13 protein-coding genes, 1 pseudogene and 1 riboswitch are annotated in these 15,575 nt (G+C 52.3%); of the genes and pseudogenes, 11 read left to right on the top strand and 3 right to left on the bottom strand.

Annotated features, from left to right (window positions below):
• Nucleotides 1-201: 201 nt before the first annotated feature.
• Nucleotides 202-337, top strand: a riboswitch (FMN riboswitch).
• A 259-nt stretch (nt 338-596) separates the two neighbouring features.
• From DW757_RS04145 to DW757_RS04135, 3 genes are all read left to right on the top strand, one after another.
• Entirely contained in the window at nt 597-1,166 is a 570-nt protein-coding gene (locus tag DW757_RS04145) for an ECF transporter S component (protein ID WP_021966748.1), read from the top strand.
• Between the two features lie 192 nt (nt 1,167-1,358).
• Nucleotides 1,359-1,622 (top strand): CD3324 family protein, encoded by a 264-nt coding sequence (locus DW757_RS04140; protein WP_015544809.1) that lies wholly within the window; start codon nt 1,359-1,361, stop codon nt 1,620-1,622.
• A gap of 316 nt (nt 1,623-1,938) precedes the next feature.
• A complete protein-coding gene (locus DW757_RS04135; protein ID WP_021966747.1) occupies nt 1,939-2,646 on the top strand; it encodes a hypothetical protein in 708 nt (235 codons plus the stop codon).
• Between the two features lie 19 nt (nt 2,647-2,665).
• Here the strand turns inward: DW757_RS04135 and DW757_RS04130 are convergent, their stop codons facing one another.
• The gene (locus DW757_RS04130; RefSeq protein ID WP_118751066.1) at nt 2,666-3,724 is read right to left on the bottom strand and encodes a LacI family DNA-binding transcriptional regulator; all 1,059 of its coding nucleotides are present in this window, start codon (nt 3,722-3,724) and stop codon (nt 2,666-2,668) included.
• A 408-nt stretch (nt 3,725-4,132) separates the two neighbouring features.
• Between DW757_RS04130 and DW757_RS04125 the strand changes: the two genes are divergently transcribed.
• The 6 genes from DW757_RS04125 to DW757_RS04100 all read left to right on the top strand — a co-directional run bounded on the left by DW757_RS04125 (nt 4,133) and on the right by DW757_RS04100 (nt 11,779).
• Nucleotides 4,133-6,445, top strand: coding sequence for a PTS transporter subunit IIBC (locus DW757_RS04125; protein WP_008399082.1), 2,313 nt, complete (start codon nt 4,133-4,135; stop codon nt 6,443-6,445).
• Between the two features lie 112 nt (nt 6,446-6,557).
• A complete protein-coding gene (locus DW757_RS04120; protein ID WP_118751065.1) occupies nt 6,558-7,532 on the top strand; it encodes an endonuclease/exonuclease/phosphatase family protein in 975 nt (324 codons plus the stop codon).
• 6 nt (nt 7,533-7,538) lie between these two features.
• Nucleotides 7,539-9,041 carry a 4-alpha-glucanotransferase gene (gene malQ / locus DW757_RS04115; protein WP_118751064.1) on the top strand — a complete coding sequence of 501 codons (1,503 nt, stop codon included), beginning with the start codon at nt 7,539-7,541 and terminating at the stop codon, nt 9,039-9,041.
• Between the two features lie 144 nt (nt 9,042-9,185).
• On the top strand, nt 9,186-9,587 hold the full coding sequence (gene trxA / locus DW757_RS04110; protein ID WP_347559963.1) for a thioredoxin: 402 nt from the start codon (nt 9,186-9,188) through the stop codon (nt 9,585-9,587).
• 251 nt (nt 9,588-9,838) lie between these two features.
• Nucleotides 9,839-10,720 (top strand): LysR family transcriptional regulator, encoded by an 882-nt coding sequence (locus DW757_RS04105; RefSeq protein WP_118751062.1) that lies wholly within the window; start codon nt 9,839-9,841, stop codon nt 10,718-10,720.
• A gap of 231 nt (nt 10,721-10,951) precedes the next feature.
• Entirely contained in the window at nt 10,952-11,779 is an 828-nt protein-coding gene (locus DW757_RS04100; protein ID WP_118751061.1) for an SDR family oxidoreductase, read from the top strand.
• Between the two features lie 46 nt (nt 11,780-11,825).
• Here DW757_RS04100 and DW757_RS04095 read toward each other — a convergent pair whose 3' ends face one another.
• Complete coding sequence (locus tag DW757_RS04095; protein WP_118751060.1) at nt 11,826-12,530, bottom strand: Crp/Fnr family transcriptional regulator; 705 nt, start codon at nt 12,528-12,530, stop codon at nt 11,826-11,828.
• Nucleotides 12,531-12,613: 83 nt separating this feature from the next.
• Entirely contained in the window at nt 12,614-13,141 is a 528-nt protein-coding gene (locus DW757_RS04090; RefSeq protein WP_008399096.1) for a YgjV family protein, read from the bottom strand.
• A 577-nt stretch (nt 13,142-13,718) separates the two neighbouring features.
• Here DW757_RS04090 and DW757_RS04080 point away from each other — a divergent pair.
• Complete coding sequence (locus DW757_RS04080) at nt 13,719-14,639, top strand: sugar phosphate nucleotidyltransferase (RefSeq protein ID WP_008399099.1); 921 nt, start codon at nt 13,719-13,721, stop codon at nt 14,637-14,639.
• 99 nt (nt 14,640-14,738) lie between these two features.
• Nucleotides 14,739-15,575, top strand: a pseudogene (locus DW757_RS17230) (hypothetical protein); the annotation flags it as partial.

The raw sequence follows: 15,575 nt of genomic DNA, 5'->3' as shown, positions 1-15,575 counted from the left end.
GGAGTGTCGGGCGGGAGGAGAAGCGTCGGGCGGGGGAGGGAGTGTAAGCGAGGGGGCTTTTGTGGAGGGGAAGGGAGTGTCAGGCGGAGGAGGGTGTAAGCGAGAATTTCTTTGATGGAGGGAATGGAAGGGGAGGGCAGATGGGGGAATGGTGATTAATATTTGACACGGCTTCTGATACGTGCTACTATGTAGTAGAAAAATCTGTTTCAGGGCGAGGTGAAATTCCTCACTGGCGGTGATGAGCTTTGGCTTCGAGTCCGCGAGCTTTCCTTTGGAGGGCAGAATGGGTGGGAACCCCATACCAACGGTACAGTCCGGATGAAAGAAACAAAAATACGGTTATGTATTTTTCTGGTCTTGAAATTTATTTTCAGGACCTTTTTGTTTCCTGTCAGATTCTTTTCTATATTCACAGCATTCAGGGCCGACGGCCCGGCAGGTCTGTTTTTGTGAAGGATAACCTGTGTGAAGGTGCTTCAGGGTGTCAGCAGAGAGCAGATATGAGGTATCAGGAGACGCCCGGGAGGAAAACGGAGAGTCAATCACAGAAACGGAAACTGCAGGCATACTTTTCTATCAGGAGGAATTTGAAGATGAACAAAACGATGACCAGCTATTCTCAGACAGGCAGGGATCAGACTCTGCGCCTTGTAAAGATGGGCTCCCTTGTGGCAGTTTCCATTGTGCTTGTGTACCTTATCCATTTTCCGCTGTTTCCGGCGGTTGCGTTTCTGGAGTACGATCCGGCTGATATTCCGATTTTAATAGGAACCTTTACCTTTGGACCGGCTGCGGGCCTTGCGCTCACCCTTGTGACCTCGGTGATCCAGGGCGTCACAGTCAGCGCAGGAAGCGGACTCTACGGGATTCTTATGCACCTGATCGCTACGGGAACACTTGTCGTGGCGGCTGGAACCATCTATCACAGGAAAAAGACAAAAACCTTTGCCGTGATCGGGCTGGCGGCGGGCACAGCGGCCATGGCTGCTGTCATGGTAGGGGCAAACCTGATTATCACACCTCTGTTTATGGGTGTGACCAGGGAAGTGGTATGGGATCTGATGGCCTTTATCATAGGCTTTAATGTTATCAAGGCGGGAATCAACGGCCTTGTCACCTTTATCCTGTACAAGCGGATCTCCAATTTCCTGAAACGGAATTAAATGCGTTCCAAGCAGAGAACGGAGGATGACAGCAGAACAGGTGAATGACGGAAGGAAGGGGTGGAGATGAAACTCAACGAGGCATGGCTCCATGCAAAGCCGGCAGGCTGCGACGCTTGCATGGAGATATAATAGTCGCAGAATGAGATGCCGGCTTTGCCTCCTGGCGATTATTTCAAGGAGGAAGCCTGCATGAAGTATATCAATGCGAGAGTGCTTCTGCCTGAACCGTTAGTCAGGGAGCTGCAGAGATATATCCAGGGAGGATATATCTACGTTCCAACCGATCAGACACAGCAAAAGCGGTGGGGAGAAGTATCCGGGTACCGGCAGGAACTGCAGCAGCGAAACAGCCGTATCACAGCGGAGTACCGAAATGGGGTCTCTGCGGAGGAACTGGCTGAAAAATACTGTCTGTCTGTACATGCCATACGAAAAATTATTTATCAGAAATAACCGGCAGGGGCCTCGATGACGGGCCCCTGTTTTTTCGATCTGTTGCAAAGATTTAAAGATTTTGTCCCTTTCAAAAGACACGGCGCCTCTCAAAAATAAGGGCACTCCCCGAGTACACACATACCCGGCCGCAGGAGGGCTTGACGGCTCCGGCGGCCCCGCACCGGCAGCCCCGCGCCGGCGGGGAAGGTATGAGAACGGGCTTCCTCATTTGGGGACTTTTGATCTGGTACAGTTTCATTCTGTAAAGTCCCGTGTCTTGTTCTGCGCATGCAGACAGAGTATGATAAAAAGAAAAACAGTGAGGAGGAAGGATATGTGTACCAGATTTGTCTATCGGGGGGATGAGGTGATCACGGGGTTTAATTTTGATATAGATCCCGCTGTCTGGGATTATCAGATAATGGAGGAAGAGGACAGATTCTATATTGGAATTCTGCGCCCTGACGGAGCGCGGCATGCCTATCACGGTGTTCACCGAAACGGCAATGCCGGAACACTGCTGTATGTCCATGGAAATCCCGCAGGGACCTATGAGGACAGGGAAGGCTGTGTGACAGTGGCAGATCTGACGGAGCAGTTTATCCGGGCACAGATCACATTCGACGAGGCCTGTTCCATCGCCGGGACAAAGAAGATTGTCTATGCACCGGACGCGACTATGCAGGCCGTGCTGTCCGACAAAGGAGGGCGCACGCTGGTGATTGAGCCTGGAATCGGCTGCAGGGAAGATACGGGGAGGTATTCTCTCATGACAAATTATTCCCTGCTCTCCCCGGAAAGTACCCGCCCCTTCCTGGTTCCGGGTGATGACCGATACGAAAGAGCTGGGAGGATTCTGAGTCAATACGGAAATACCTTTGGGGTATCAGACGCATTTTCTCTCCTCCATGCCGTCCGGCAGGAGGGACCCTGGGCTACCAGAGTTTCCTTCGTTTTCTCCGCCAGGGAGCAGGCCGTCTGCTATGTGGAGAATAATCATTTTGAGCAGGTCAGAACCTTCAGGTTTCCGGCGGCCGGATAAAAAAGGACCGGGAGGCATATTACAGCAGACTCGTTTCATCACCATGTGCACCTGTACAGGGGAGCGGTCTGCAGCTCTCCCTCTCTGCCATGTGGTGGGGCACGATGGTTTTAGTGGCCAGCAGGTTCGGGTTTTCAATGTGGCTGATCATCTGTGCGGCGGCTTCGGTGCCCAGCTGCAGGGAGTGGACGTCAACAGAGGTAAGCTGAGGTCTTGTCAGCTTTGCAAAGATGGAGTTATTGAAGGAGACGACGGAAAGCTCCTCCGGGATCTGAATCCCGATATCCGTGCAGAGGCGTTCCAGCCAGGTGGCCAGAATATCGTCGCTGACGATGATGCCGGTAGGCCGCTCAGGACTTTTTAAAAGGGCCTCAAGCTGACAGCGCCCGGCCTCAGAGGAGATGGAGGCTTCGATAAAGTATTCCTGCCGCACTGGCAGCCCGTTTTCTGTCAGCGCCAGCATACAGCCGGCCTTTCTGTCGCCCACAAAGAGCTGGGAGTGATCGCCGGACAGGTAGGCGATGCGCCTGTGCCCCAGAGAGATCAGGTACTGGGCGGCCTCCCTGCCGGCCAGGACATTGTCGTTGTCCACATAGATAGTCTGATTGGCATTTCTGAAAGCCTTTCCCACCAGCACATAGAGAAGCCCCTCGTCGAACAGATAGCTGATAATCGGATCCTTCTCCCTGGAGTAGAGGACAATAAAGCCCTCCGCCATGCCGTTTTTCGCCATGGTTTTGACGGCTTTCAGGATCTCCTCCTCGTCCTTTCCGGTGATTACAGTATTGATATACTGCTTTTGATTGCACAAAAGGCTGATGCCCCGGATGACCTCCAGGAAAAACGAGTTTTCATAAGTCTCACGCTCAGACGGCGGGAGGATGATCCCGATGGTTCTGGAGTTCTGGGAGGCCAGACTGCTGGCCTGAAAATTTGGCTCATAGCCCAGGATATCCATGGCCTTTCTCACCTTTTCCTTTGTCTGGCGGCTGATGGACGGATGATCCTTGCAGGTTCTGGACACAGTGGAGGGAGATACGCCGGCAAGTGCGGCTACGTCTTTTATGGTAACTGGCATGAGTAAACCTCCTTTGCGCTGTTTTGCTGTTTTGGCAGTTCCCCAAACGTCTGTTTAAAGAGGGGGAAAACAGCTCAGATGCTTTTTTATCTAGTTTAAATGTGGCGGGGGAGAATGTCAAATTGTTTTGCAAATTTTGCGCAATCGTTTGCAAAAGTATGCGTCATTTTGCACAAAAAGGTAGATGGTTATTTGTAAAAAAAGGAGAAAGAGAAAAAAATATGACGAAAGTATTGATTTTACATGATAGCGGATTTATATTTAATGCAAACGATTGCACTAAATAATGCAAACATAGCGGGCGAGAGCAGACTGAGAGGAAGGCACAGGAGAAGGCCGAAAAGGAAAAGCGGCTGTAAATAATCGGTTTGCATCAGGCCTGCCGGTAAAAACAGGAGGAGAGTATATATGAAAGAGCAGACAGCAGGAGGATGTACGGGAATCATCCTGAAGGCTCCCGTCACCGGAACAGCAGTTCCCATCGAGCAGGTCCCGGATCCGGTATTTTCCCAGAAGATTATCGGGGAGGGAGCAGCCATTGAGCCTACAGACGGGCGGATTGTGAGCCCGGTAGACGGGGAGGTGGTGTCGGTGGCGCCCACGCTCCACGCCTATGGTTTCAGGACAGAGGAAGGCGTAGAAGTGCTGGTTCACTTCGGATTGGAGACAGTGGGGCTGAAGGGCGAGTGCTTCCAGGCGTACGTGAAGCCGGGAGATAAGGTGAAGGCAGGAGAGCTGGTGGCAGAGGCCGATCTGAAGGCGCTGTCGGAGAAAAAGATCAATGCAGTCACCCCTGTTCTGGTCTGCGGCGGGCTGGGAGGACGCAGCATGAATATCTTCCACGGGCCGGTAAAGGCAGGAGAGACAGAGCTGATTGCCATTTTTGACGACTGCCTGGAGGGCGCAGAGCAGAGTGATGCAGCGGGCGCAGGCAGCACCGATTCACCGGCTGTGGGCAGGGCAGAGTCAGTGGAGATAGGAAGCACGAAGGCAGAGGAGACGACTGCCCCGGAGAGCAGGCCAGAGCCTGGCAGCAGGAAAGAGACGAAAAAAGCTCAGAAAAAGCGTTTCCCCATTAACTTTGATTTCCTCCAGAAGCTGGGCAAGGTGCTGATGACGGTTATTGCCGTCATGCCGGCGGCAGGGCTGATGATAAGCCTTGGAAAGCTGGTGCAGATGGCAGGCGGCGATATGGGAGCTGTCATGACAATCGGAAGCACCATGGAAAACATCGGATGGGCGGTAATCAACAATCTGCATATCCTGTTTGCAGCTGCCATCGGCGGCTCCTGGGCGAAGGAGAAGGCAGGCGGTGCCTTTGCTGCCCTCATTGCCTTTATTCTGATCAACATGATTACGGGCTCTGTTTTTGGGGTGACTGCAGAGATGCTGGAAACGGAAGGCGCTGTGACCCACACTCTGTTCGGGCGTGAGATCGCAGTGGACGGATATTTCACCTCTGTGCTGGGCGCACCTGCCCTGAATATGGGCGTGTTTGTGGGCATCATTGCAGGATTTGCAGGAGGAACCATTTACAACCGGTATTACAATTACAGGAAGCTTCCGGACGCGCTGGCCTTCTTTAACGGAAAGCGCTTCGTACCTCTGGTGGTAATCGCCTGGTCCGTGATTATCTCTCTGGTGCTGGCGGTTGTGTGGCCGGTTGTTCAGACGGGAATTAACGCTTTCGGCGTCTGGATTGCCAACTCTTCTTCCACCTCGCCGGTGCTGGCTCCGTTTATCTACGGAACCCTGGAGCGTCTGCTCATCCCCTTCGGACTGCACCACATGCTGACGATTCCGATGAACTACACCTCCTTTGGAGGAACCTACACGATCCTCACAGGAGCCAACGCAGGCTCCCAGGTATTCGGACAGGATCCGCTCTGGCTGGCCTGGGTAACAGATCTGATTAACCTGAAGGGAGCCGGTGACATGGCCGGCTACCAGGAACTGCTGACAACGGTTACACCTGCCCGCTTTAAGGTAGGACAGATGATAGGAGCTACCGGACTGATTCTGGGCATTGCCCTGGCCATGTACAGAAGAGTAGAGCCGGAGCGTAGAAAGAGCTACCGCTCCATGTTCTTTTCAACCGGTCTGGCCGTTTTCCTGACAGGAGTTACAGAACCTCTTGAATTTATGTTCATGTTCTGCGCCCTTCCGCTGTATGTGGTGTATGCGGTGCTTCAGGGATGTGCCTTTGCCATGGCGGGAATCATCAACCTGAGACTCCATTCCTTCGGAAATCTGGAATTGTTCACAAGACTGCCCATGTCAGTACAGGCAGGGCTTACAGGGGATATTATCAACTTTGTCATCTGTGTGGCGGCGTTCTTTGTGATCGGCTATGCAGTGGCCTACTTCATGATAGGAAAATTCCATTTTGCAACGCCGGGCCGTCTTGGAAACTATACGGATGAGAATGCCGGGGAGGATGAGGGAGAGTCCAAAGCTGCCTTCACAGGAAATGGGGCAGCAGGAGGAGACAGTCAGGCAGAGCGGATTATAGCGCTTCTCGGAGGCAGAGAGAACATTTCCCTGGTGGATGCCTGTATGACAAGACTGAGGGTTACGGTGAAGGACATGGACAAGGTGGCATCCCTGCCGGCCTGGAAGGCAGAGGGAGCTATGGGGCTGATCAAGAAGGATGGAGGCATTCAGGCAGTATACGGGCCCAAGGCAGATGTGCTGAAATCAGATATTAACGATATCCTGTAGCGCCCGGCAAGCTGTGACAGAAAAGAACGCAGGAAGGCAGGCCCTGACAGGGGCTTTCAAAGAGTCGTATGCCGTTTAAAATTTTGAAAAACAGAAGGAGGCAGAAAGAGGGATGAAGCTTTTAACTCTCAACACACACAGCCTGGAAGAGAAGGACTATGAGAAAAAGCTGAAGATTTTTACAGAGGAAATCCTGAAGGAAAAACCTGACGTGATCGCTCTCCAGGAAGTCAATCAGCCTCTGGACGGGGAGGAGGCTGACGGGGAGGTGCTGAAAAAAAGCGGCTTCATCCCCTGCCCGTCAGAGCCTCCTTCCTGTGCTGTCCCTGTCCGGCTGGGGAACCACGGACTTCGCGCGGCTCAGCTTCTGCGCCGGTCGGGCTTTCCTGTTTTCTGGACGTGGACTTCAGCCAAAGTAGGATATGGAAAGTACGATGAGGGGATGGCTCTTATGAGCCGCAGACCCATTGCAGAGGTGTCTCAGCTGTTTCTGACAGACGGAAGAGATTATAATAACTGGAAAACCAGAAAGGCTCTGGCGATTACTTTAAATATAGGGAAAGGGGAGGAACCTGTCAGCTTTGTCACGGCCCACATGGGATGGTGGAAGGATGAGGAGGAGCCCTTCTCCAGACAGTGGGAGCGGTTGGACGCCTTCGCCTCCTCCCTGCGCAGGCGCGCAGATGTGTGGCTTATGGGAGATTTCAACACTCAGGACAGTGTGAGGGGAGAGGGTTACGATCGGATCACCGCCTCAGGCTGGACAGACGCATACCGCGCCGCCGGGAAGCGGGATGGCGGCATCACTGTCCCGGGGGCTATCGACGGCTGGCGGGAAGACGGGGAAGTCCCCGGAATGCGGATCGATTACATCTGGTATGGAAGAAAGCATGACTCCGGGGACAGAAAAAGCAGAGGAGACGTCGTGATTGAAGAGGTGAGGACTGTCTTTAACGGAAGTGACTGTCCGGCTGTATCGGATCACTTCGGCGTTTTAGCTGAGTGCAGGACACCCTGGGACGAGAGCACAGCAACAGAGGAGTCAGAGCTGTCAAGAAAAGAAACAAGTCAGAAGTTCAGGAGATAATAGATTATGAAGCGAGAGAGCGGAATTTTGCTTCCTGTTTCCAGTCTGCCGTCCAGGTACGGCATTGGATGCTTTTCCAAGGAAGCCTATGAGTTTGTAGATCATCTGAGTGAGGCAGGTCAGTCCTACTGGCAGATTCTGCCTCTGGGGCCTACCAGCTACGGGGACTCACCCTACCAGTCTTTTTCTACCTTTGCAGGCAATCCCTATTTCATCAGCCTGGAGGATCTGATTGAGGAGGGAGTCCTCACCAGGGAGGAGTGCGACAGCGCAGATTTTGGAAAAAAACAGGACAGCATTGATTATGCGAAGCTGTACAGACACCGTTTTCCTCTTCTCAGAAAAGCCTATGAGAGGAGCAATATCAGCGAGAACACAGAGTTTCTCCGGTTTCAGGCAGAAAACAGGTGGTGGCTCAGAGACTATGCCATCTATATGGCAGTAAAGGCCAGATTTGAGCAGAAGGCCTGGACAGAGTGGGTGGAGGACATCCGCCTGCGCTGGGACAATGCCATGGATTACTACCAGAGAGAGCTCTACTTTGATATTGAGTTCCACGAGTATCTGCAGTTTAAGTTTATGGAGCAGTGGAGAAGGCTGAAAAGCTACGCCAACAGCAGGGGCATCCGCATTGTCGGAGACATTCCCATCTACGTTGCCATGGACAGCGCAGACACCTGGGCCAATCCGCAGCTCTTCCAGCTTGACAGCGAAAACAGGCCCACAGCGGTGGCAGGATGCCCTCCCGACGGATTTTCAGCCACAGGCCAGCTGTGGGGAAACCCTCTTTACAACTGGGAATACCACAGAAATACCGGTTATCAGTGGTGGATCAGCCGTCTGGCTCACTGCTATCAGCTCTACGACGTGGTACGCATCGATCATTTCCGGGGATTTGATGAGTATTTTTCCATACCGGCAGACGCAGACACCGCGATCACGGGACACTGGGAGAAGGGGCCGGGAATCGACTTTTTCCACAGAATCCGACAGGCCCTGGGCGAAAAGGAAATTATCGCCGAGGATCTGGGCTATGTGACGGACTCTGTGCGCTGGCTGGTAAAGGAGACGGGTTATCCGGGAATGAAGGTGCTGGAGTTTGCCTTCGATTCCAGGGATTCCGGCTGCGCCGGCGATTACCTTCCCCACAATTACCCGGAAAACTGCGTGGTCTACACGGGAACTCACGACAATGAGACCATCTCCGGCTGGTTCCACTCCATCAAGAAGGAGGAGAGGGAGCTGGCCAGAGATTACCTGTGCGATCACTACACGCCGGATAAAAAACTCCACCTGGCCTTTATCAGCCTCGCCATGCGAAGCCAGGCCAGAATGTGCATCATTCCTCTTCAGGATTACATGGGACTTCCCAACCGATGCCGGATCAATACGCCCTCCACAGTGGGGACAAACTGGAAATGGCGCTTTCTGCCGGAGCAGATGACAGAGGAGCTGATTTCTCTCATTGGAAAGACCACGCTTCGGTTCGGCAGGTGGAACTGGAGATAAGCTGTGTTTGTATCTGTGTGACCAGGTCACAGACAGAAATCAGGTTTGTGCGTATAATGAAAACAGATGGAAACAACAGACAGAAACAGCAGGCAGCGGCGGAGGCAGGACAGCTGCTAGAAATATGAAAAAAGGGCATACTGTATAAAAGAATTACAGAGCCCCGGCCGCCAAAGCACAGCTGAAGGGCGTCTTAAGAAGGCGCCGTCTCTAGGCGTTCAGGCAGAAAGGAAGAGAGAGATGGAGAAAATTCTGACAGACAAAAATTTCGATGAGGAGTTAAAAAATATAGGAGAAGGCAGCCCCATGTTAGTAGACTTCTGGGCTCCCTGGTGCGCTCCGTGCCGGATGCAGCTTCCCATTGTGGAAAAGATGGCAGAGGAAGGATACCATGTGGGCAAGGTCAACATTGACGAGCAGATGGGTCTGGCCGGCCGGTTCGGCGTCATGTCCATTCCGACTCTGATCGTGTTTAAGGACGGAAAGGAGCAGCAGCGCTTTGTGGGAGTGCAGTCCAAACAGGTGCTGGAGGACGCCATGAAATAGGAGACCGGGCATCGTATACCTGCGGCAGCCCGTAAAAAATGCATAAGGCTGCACAGGAAAGGATGGAAGTGGCCGGAAAAGGCCTGAGAAAAGAGAGATGAGAGAGAAAAAGGGAAGGATTTACAGTTCCAGCGAAGTCACTGTAAACCCTTCCCTTTTTCCATCGGAGAGCAGTTTTTCGCTCATCTTTCGCCGGTTCGCAGGAGTGTGCTATAATATAATTCAATGAGTCTGTCCGGGAGGTGTTGTAATTGCTGCGGCAAATCAGATATTTTCAGGCCGTTGTGCGCAATAACAGTTTTTCAGAGGCCGCTGAGGAGTGCCATATTTCTCAGTCTGCCATTTCACAGCAAATTAAGGCGCTGGAAACGGAATTGGGCTTTTCTTTGCTGGAGAGAAAAAACAGGAAGTTTGCTCTGACGCCTGCGGGAGAGCATTTTTATAGAAAGAGTCTGATTTTACTGGCTGATTATGAACAGATTTACAGTGAGGCGGCTAAGATAGCCCGCGGGGATGAGGTGATTTTAAGAATCGGTTACCTGCGCACCTGCAGCAGCAGGGAGGTTCATCTGGCTCTGGAAGATTTCTCATCCAGATATCCCAGAATCTCTGTGCAGATCCAGTATGGAAACCACGAAGAATTGTTTGCTCTGCTGCGAAACGGCGGCGCGGATCTGGTGCTGAACGACCAGCGCAGGGCTTTTTCAGATGAATATGTCAATCTGGTATTATCGGTCAGCGGCATGTATATCGAAATAGCAGCCAGAAATCCAATCGCCGCCCTTCCCGCTGTCGCCACACAGGAATTAAAAAACATTCCCTGTATTTTGATTGCATCCAAAGAGCAGAGACAAACGGAACAGGAATACTATCAGACGGTGATTGGCATCCAGGGGGATTTCCTGTACGCGGAAAATCTGGAAGAAGCCCGCCTGCTTGTCACCAGCGGACAAGGCTTCATGCCTGTGGAGGGAAACAGCCAGACCGTGAATTTCGGGACTTCTGTCTGCCGTATTCCCCTCTATCGGGGGGAGGAGCAGATTACCCGGAAGTACTGCCTGTTCTGGAAAAAGGATAATTCCGGTTACTATATAGAGGAATTTGCCGATATTCTGAAACAGAAATTTGTATAACAGCCCGTTTTTTCACAAGGCTGCTCTCGCAATCGGAGGGCAGCCTTGTTCTATTAGAAAAACTTATGCGACAGCTTTATAACTGGAATTGATTGGGCGCCTGCACAATTTTATAATGGAGATACAGAATAAAAGAAGCCAGGAAGGAAACGGCCGTGAACCAGATACGGAACACAGCAGGAAGGTTTCTTTCAGCTGATTTAAAGCAGATTTGAAGAAAGGAAGCCAGCTATGAAAAAAGATGTGATGATTTTAGCAGGCGCGGGACAGATCGGTATGGCCATTGCCCGCCGCATGGGATACGGGAAAAAGATTATTGTCGGAGATAAGAAGGCAGAAAATGCCCGGATGGCTGCAGAGACCATGAATGGGGCGGGCTTTGACGCTCTGCCTGTGGAGATGGATCTGTCGTCAAGGCCCTCTGTCCTGTCAATGATTGCCGAGGCGCAAAAGCATGGAGAAATCACCATGCTGGTCAACGCTGCCGGTGTGTCTCCAAGCCAGGCCTCTGTGGAGGCCATTTTGAAAGTGGACTTGTATGGGACGGCTGTTCTTCTGGAAGAAGTGGGAAACGTGATTGCGCCGGGAGGTGTGGGTGTAACCATTTCAAGCCAGTCCGGACACCGGATGAAACAGCTTACCCCCGAGGAGGATGAGCAGCTCGCCTGCACTCCCGCAGAGGAACTCCTGTCGCTTGCCATTTTACAGCCGGAGTATATCAGGGATACGCTTCACGCCTATCAGCTTGCGAAGCGCTGCAACGAAAAGCGTGTCATGGCAGAATCTGTAAAATGGGGCCGGAGGGGAGCGCGTATCAACTCGATTTCTCCCGGAATTATCGTCACCCCTCTTGCCCTGGACGAACTGAACGGTCCCCGGGGAGACTTTTACAGGAATATGTTTGCTAAATGCCCTGCCGGCAGACCAGGCACAGCAGACGAGGTGGCAAATGTGGCGGAGCTTCTTATGAGTGACAGGGGTGCCTTTATCACGGGAGCCGATTTTCTCATAGACGGAGGTGCCACAGCTTCCTACTTCTATGGACCGCTGAAACCATAATGCTGAACCGTAAAACAAAAGGCAGCCGGATGGCTGCCTGCAAAGACTATTTCTGCTGCTGGACGGCAGCGTAGAGGGCGGGCTTATTCAGAATACAGATCTGGCCTCTGGACACCTGGATCAGTCCTTCGAAACCCATCTGTTTCAAATTGCGGCTGACAGCTTCCCTGGCGCTTCCGATGGCTCTGGCCAGCTGTTCCTGGGTAAGGGACAGGCAGTCCTGCCTCTGGGCGGCCGCCTCGTCTAAAAGGAAGGCAGCGATGCGCTGCCTGAGGCTCATGAAGAACATCCGCTCCATGGCCGCCACCACGTCAGAAAACCGTTCGGTCATGGATTTGTAGGCGAAATTTTCTACAAAGATGTTGGCGTTCATCAGAACGGCGAAAGCAGAGGAGGGGATGATATAGAGCTCGCAGTCTGTTTCTGCCTCGATCTGTACATCGAAAGTGACGGCAGACATCAGGCAGGAGGCGGACAGAAGGCATACCTCCCCGTCGCGCAGGCGGCAGATGGTGGCCTCTCTCCCGTCGCCGGAGAGCAGGTACAGGCGCAGGATCCCCTTTTTGACAAAGACAGTGCCAAGGCACTGGGCTTCCAGGGAGCAGATAGAGCTGCCGGCCGGATAGCGGGAGAGGAGGAGGCGCTCTGATAGCAGCGCCCTCTCATTGCCGGACAGACGGCTGTAAAAGGGGAGGGAAGCCAGAAAGGCCTGCTTTTCTTCGTCGGACAGATAGATGTTTGCATCACTCATAATATCAATATCAACCTCCTGATACGGACTGTAAAACGGCACTTTTGGGGATGGCTGCCTCCGAAATGAAAGACGGCTCTTATTTAATCCTCAACCCGGTCCAGAGACTTCCACCCAAACCGAAAGACGGAAATGACCAGAGAAATTTCAGTCACTATCTCGTCAAGGATACCCGCCAGAGAACCGGACATGAAATTGTAGATAATCCAGAGGGGTGAGTTGATAAACATACCCACTACTCTGATTTTGCGGGGATTATGTGAATATCCTGCAATTGTCGACGCAATATTTGCAGCAATCGGCAAAATGGATATCCATCCCGACCACGTAAAAACAAGGGCTAGAAACTGAAGGACACAGATTCCAATACACATCCCCCAGCCTTTGGCAAACTTCCACCTTCCTCCCAGGCACAGAGAACGGAAGGTATTGATGATATAGCTCACCCCTCCTGTCATGGCACCCAGAAGTATCAGGTGAACTGTATAAATAAAATAAGATAGGAACTGTACACGGAACAGGTTGCGGTTGCTCTTGCACTGGTAAGAAAAAAAGAACAGCAAAGTTCCGGCAAATCCAATCAACTGTATAAGCATATATTTCGTAGTCATACTGTCTGCCCCCTTCTCTTCGGTTTGACCAGGCGTCTGCCCGGCTCTCAGCAGTAAATGCTGAAACAGGAATGCGCAGGTATAATGCCCGCTCCGCGGTCATTATGCCATCTCGACTAGCGTCTCGATGGGCCGCTCGGCAAATGCATGCTCATGCAAGCATGGCATGCGCTTTCCTCGCTATTGTACCATATCCTCCGGATATGTATCTCTCCGAGGGATGCGCACTTGCCGCAATAGTGTTTTGGCTCCCTTCGGGCGCCAGCGGCTCGGCGCAGGTATAATAACCGCTCCGCGGTTATTATACCATACGCTCCATTTTCTTTGGCAGATTATTTTTCTGACTTTCAAAATAAATTTAAGAATAGAAACAGGAGCTTCGTTCTTTTCGTGCAGATTTCTGCATCTGGTGCCGGCGGACAAGATTTCCGGGAATAATCAGACACGGCTAAGGACAAAAGGGAGCAGAAAGATGCAGATAAAGGGGTGGAAATAAAGAGAACGATGTGCTAAACTGTCCATAATATAAGGCTGCTTACGTGCAGGAAGAAAACAAGCAGAACACAGGAGAGGGATTATGAGAGAAACATCACTGGTAATTATGGCAGCGGGTATTGGGAGCCGCTTCGGAGGCGGGATCAAGCAGCTGGAGCCTGTGGGGCCCGGCGGTGAAATTATTATGGATTATTCCATCCACGACGCCCTTGAGGCAGGCTTTAACCGGATCATATTTATCATAAGGAAGGACCTGGAGAAGGATTTCAGAGAGATTATAGGAAACAGGATAGAGAAAATTGCGCCTGTCTCCTACGCATTTCAGGAGCTTTCTGATCTTCCGGAGGGATATCGTCTTCCGGAGGGAAGGACGAAGCCCTGGGGAACCGGACAGGCGGTGCTTTGCGCAAAGGAGCTGGTAAGGGAGCCGTTTCTTGTTATCAATGCAGATGACTATTACGGAAAAGAGGCCTTCCGCCTGATCCATGATTATCTGGTGAATGCCAGGGAGGACAGGGGGGACGTCTACGATATCTGCATGGCAGGCTTTATTCTCTCAAACACGCTCAGCGAGAACGGGGGAGTTACCCGCGGAGTCTGCCGCGTGGGAGAGGACGGAATCTTAAAAAGCGTGACGGAAACCTATAACATAGAAAAAAGAGACGGGATTCTCACTGCTTCCGACAGAGAGGGCAATCCGGTCAGGGTTTCAGGAAGCCAGCACGTCTCCATGAATATGTGGGGGCTGACCCCGGACTTTATGGGAGCTCTCGAAAAGGGCTTTCCGAAGTTCCTGTCAGACCTTAAGGAAGGGGACCTGAAATCGGAGTATCTGCTTCCGACGATTATTGACCAGATGATTCGTGAAGGAAGGGCAAAGGTGAGAGTGCTGGAGACGAGAGACCGGTGGTTCGGTGTTACCTACAGGGAAGACAGGGAGTCTGTGAGCCGTGAGATCCGCAGGCTCTGCGAGAGCGGTGTCTATCCGGAACACCTGTTTTAAAGCCTGGAAAACAGTTTCACAGTAAGAAAACGGAAAAAACAGCAGAGATTCTGCATATGATACCATATAACTCTATGTAAACAGGAGGAGCCGTATCATATGCAGAATTTTTTTGACAGCCGTCCGTCCGGCTCTGCCCCGATTTCGGAAGAGAGCGGCGGCGGGGCTGACGGGCAGCAGCAGGCGGGACCCTTTGAGCCAAAGGAGAATGGGCTTATGGAAACGCTGAGAGATTATGAGTACTTTTCCGGTTTTTATCCGGCAGGACTCAGAGAGCTGAGAGCCAGAGTGAGGGAGGCCTGTGACCGCCTGGATTATCAGGGCAGTCTGATCTACGATGAATTTCCGGATCGGGTTGCCATAGAACGGATCTGCCGTGATATCGCGCAGAGCATAGCAGGAGAGAACACAGTGACAGAGGAGTACAGAGATTCAGGTGAGGAGCCTAAAAACGGAAATATTCTGTCCTTTCCGGAAAACAGGGGCTATGGCTCTGAGAAACAGGAGACTCAGGACGACAAGAGGGAAGGGAGAGGGCTCAGGGCCGCCTCGGCTCAGAGAGATGAAATGCTGGAGACATATGAACTTCCAAGGTATGGGGCCGGACAGAAACCGCTGCTTAGCTCCTTTGATGCCAGCTTAAGCCCATACAGTGGGACAGTAATCACGGGAAATCCGGGAACATATGGCCGTGAGAAAACCGGGCAGGACAACTTTTCCGGTACAGCTGTTTCGGAGGTGCCTCTTCACACGATGGAGACGGAAAGAGGGGAGGAGAGCAGACAGGAGGAGTCAGTCAGGGCAGAGAACCTGAATCGCGGACGCCATCCATGGGGTCCGCCGCCACCGCCCAATCGTCCATGGGGTCCGCCGCCGCCGCCCAATCGTCCATGGGGTCCGCCGCCACCGCCCAACCGTCCATGGGGTCCGCCGCCG

Source organism: Clostridium sp. AM29-11AC (genome assembly GCF_003480545.1).
GTDB lineage: Bacteria > Bacillota > Clostridia > Lachnospirales > Lachnospiraceae > Otoolea > Otoolea saccharolyticum_A.
This window is presented reverse-complemented; position numbering and strand designations above follow the sequence as displayed.

Excerpts from the sequence above, each read along its gene's own strand:
- DW757_RS04140 (WP_015544809.1), top strand. The coding sequence starts at position 1,359 with ATGAAGTATATCAATGCGAGAGTGCTTCTGCCTGAACCGTTAGTCAGG.
- DW757_RS04135 (WP_021966747.1), top strand. The coding sequence starts at position 1,939 with ATGTGTACCAGATTTGTCTATCGGGGGGATGAGGTGATCACGGGGTTT.
- DW757_RS04120 (WP_118751065.1), top strand. The coding sequence starts at position 6,558 with ATGAAGCTTTTAACTCTCAACACACACAGCCTGGAAGAGAAGGACTAT.
- DW757_RS04100 (WP_118751061.1), top strand. The coding sequence starts at position 10,952 with ATGAAAAAAGATGTGATGATTTTAGCAGGCGCGGGACAGATCGGTATG.
- DW757_RS04145 (WP_021966748.1), top strand. The coding sequence starts at position 597 with ATGAACAAAACGATGACCAGCTATTCTCAGACAGGCAGGGATCAGACT.
- DW757_RS04130 (WP_118751066.1), bottom strand. The coding sequence starts at position 3,724 with ATGCCAGTTACCATAAAAGACGTAGCCGCACTTGCCGGCGTATCTCCC.
- DW757_RS04090 (WP_008399096.1), bottom strand. The coding sequence starts at position 13,141 with ATGACTACGAAATATATGCTTATACAGTTGATTGGATTTGCCGGAACT.
- DW757_RS04080 (WP_008399099.1), top strand. The coding sequence starts at position 13,719 with ATGAGAGAAACATCACTGGTAATTATGGCAGCGGGTATTGGGAGCCGC.
- DW757_RS04125 (WP_008399082.1), top strand. The coding sequence starts at position 4,133 with ATGAAAGAGCAGACAGCAGGAGGATGTACGGGAATCATCCTGAAGGCT.
- malQ (WP_118751064.1), top strand. The coding sequence starts at position 7,539 with ATGAAGCGAGAGAGCGGAATTTTGCTTCCTGTTTCCAGTCTGCCGTCC.
- DW757_RS04095 (WP_118751060.1), bottom strand. The coding sequence starts at position 12,530 with ATGAGTGATGCAAACATCTATCTGTCCGACGAAGAAAAGCAGGCCTTT.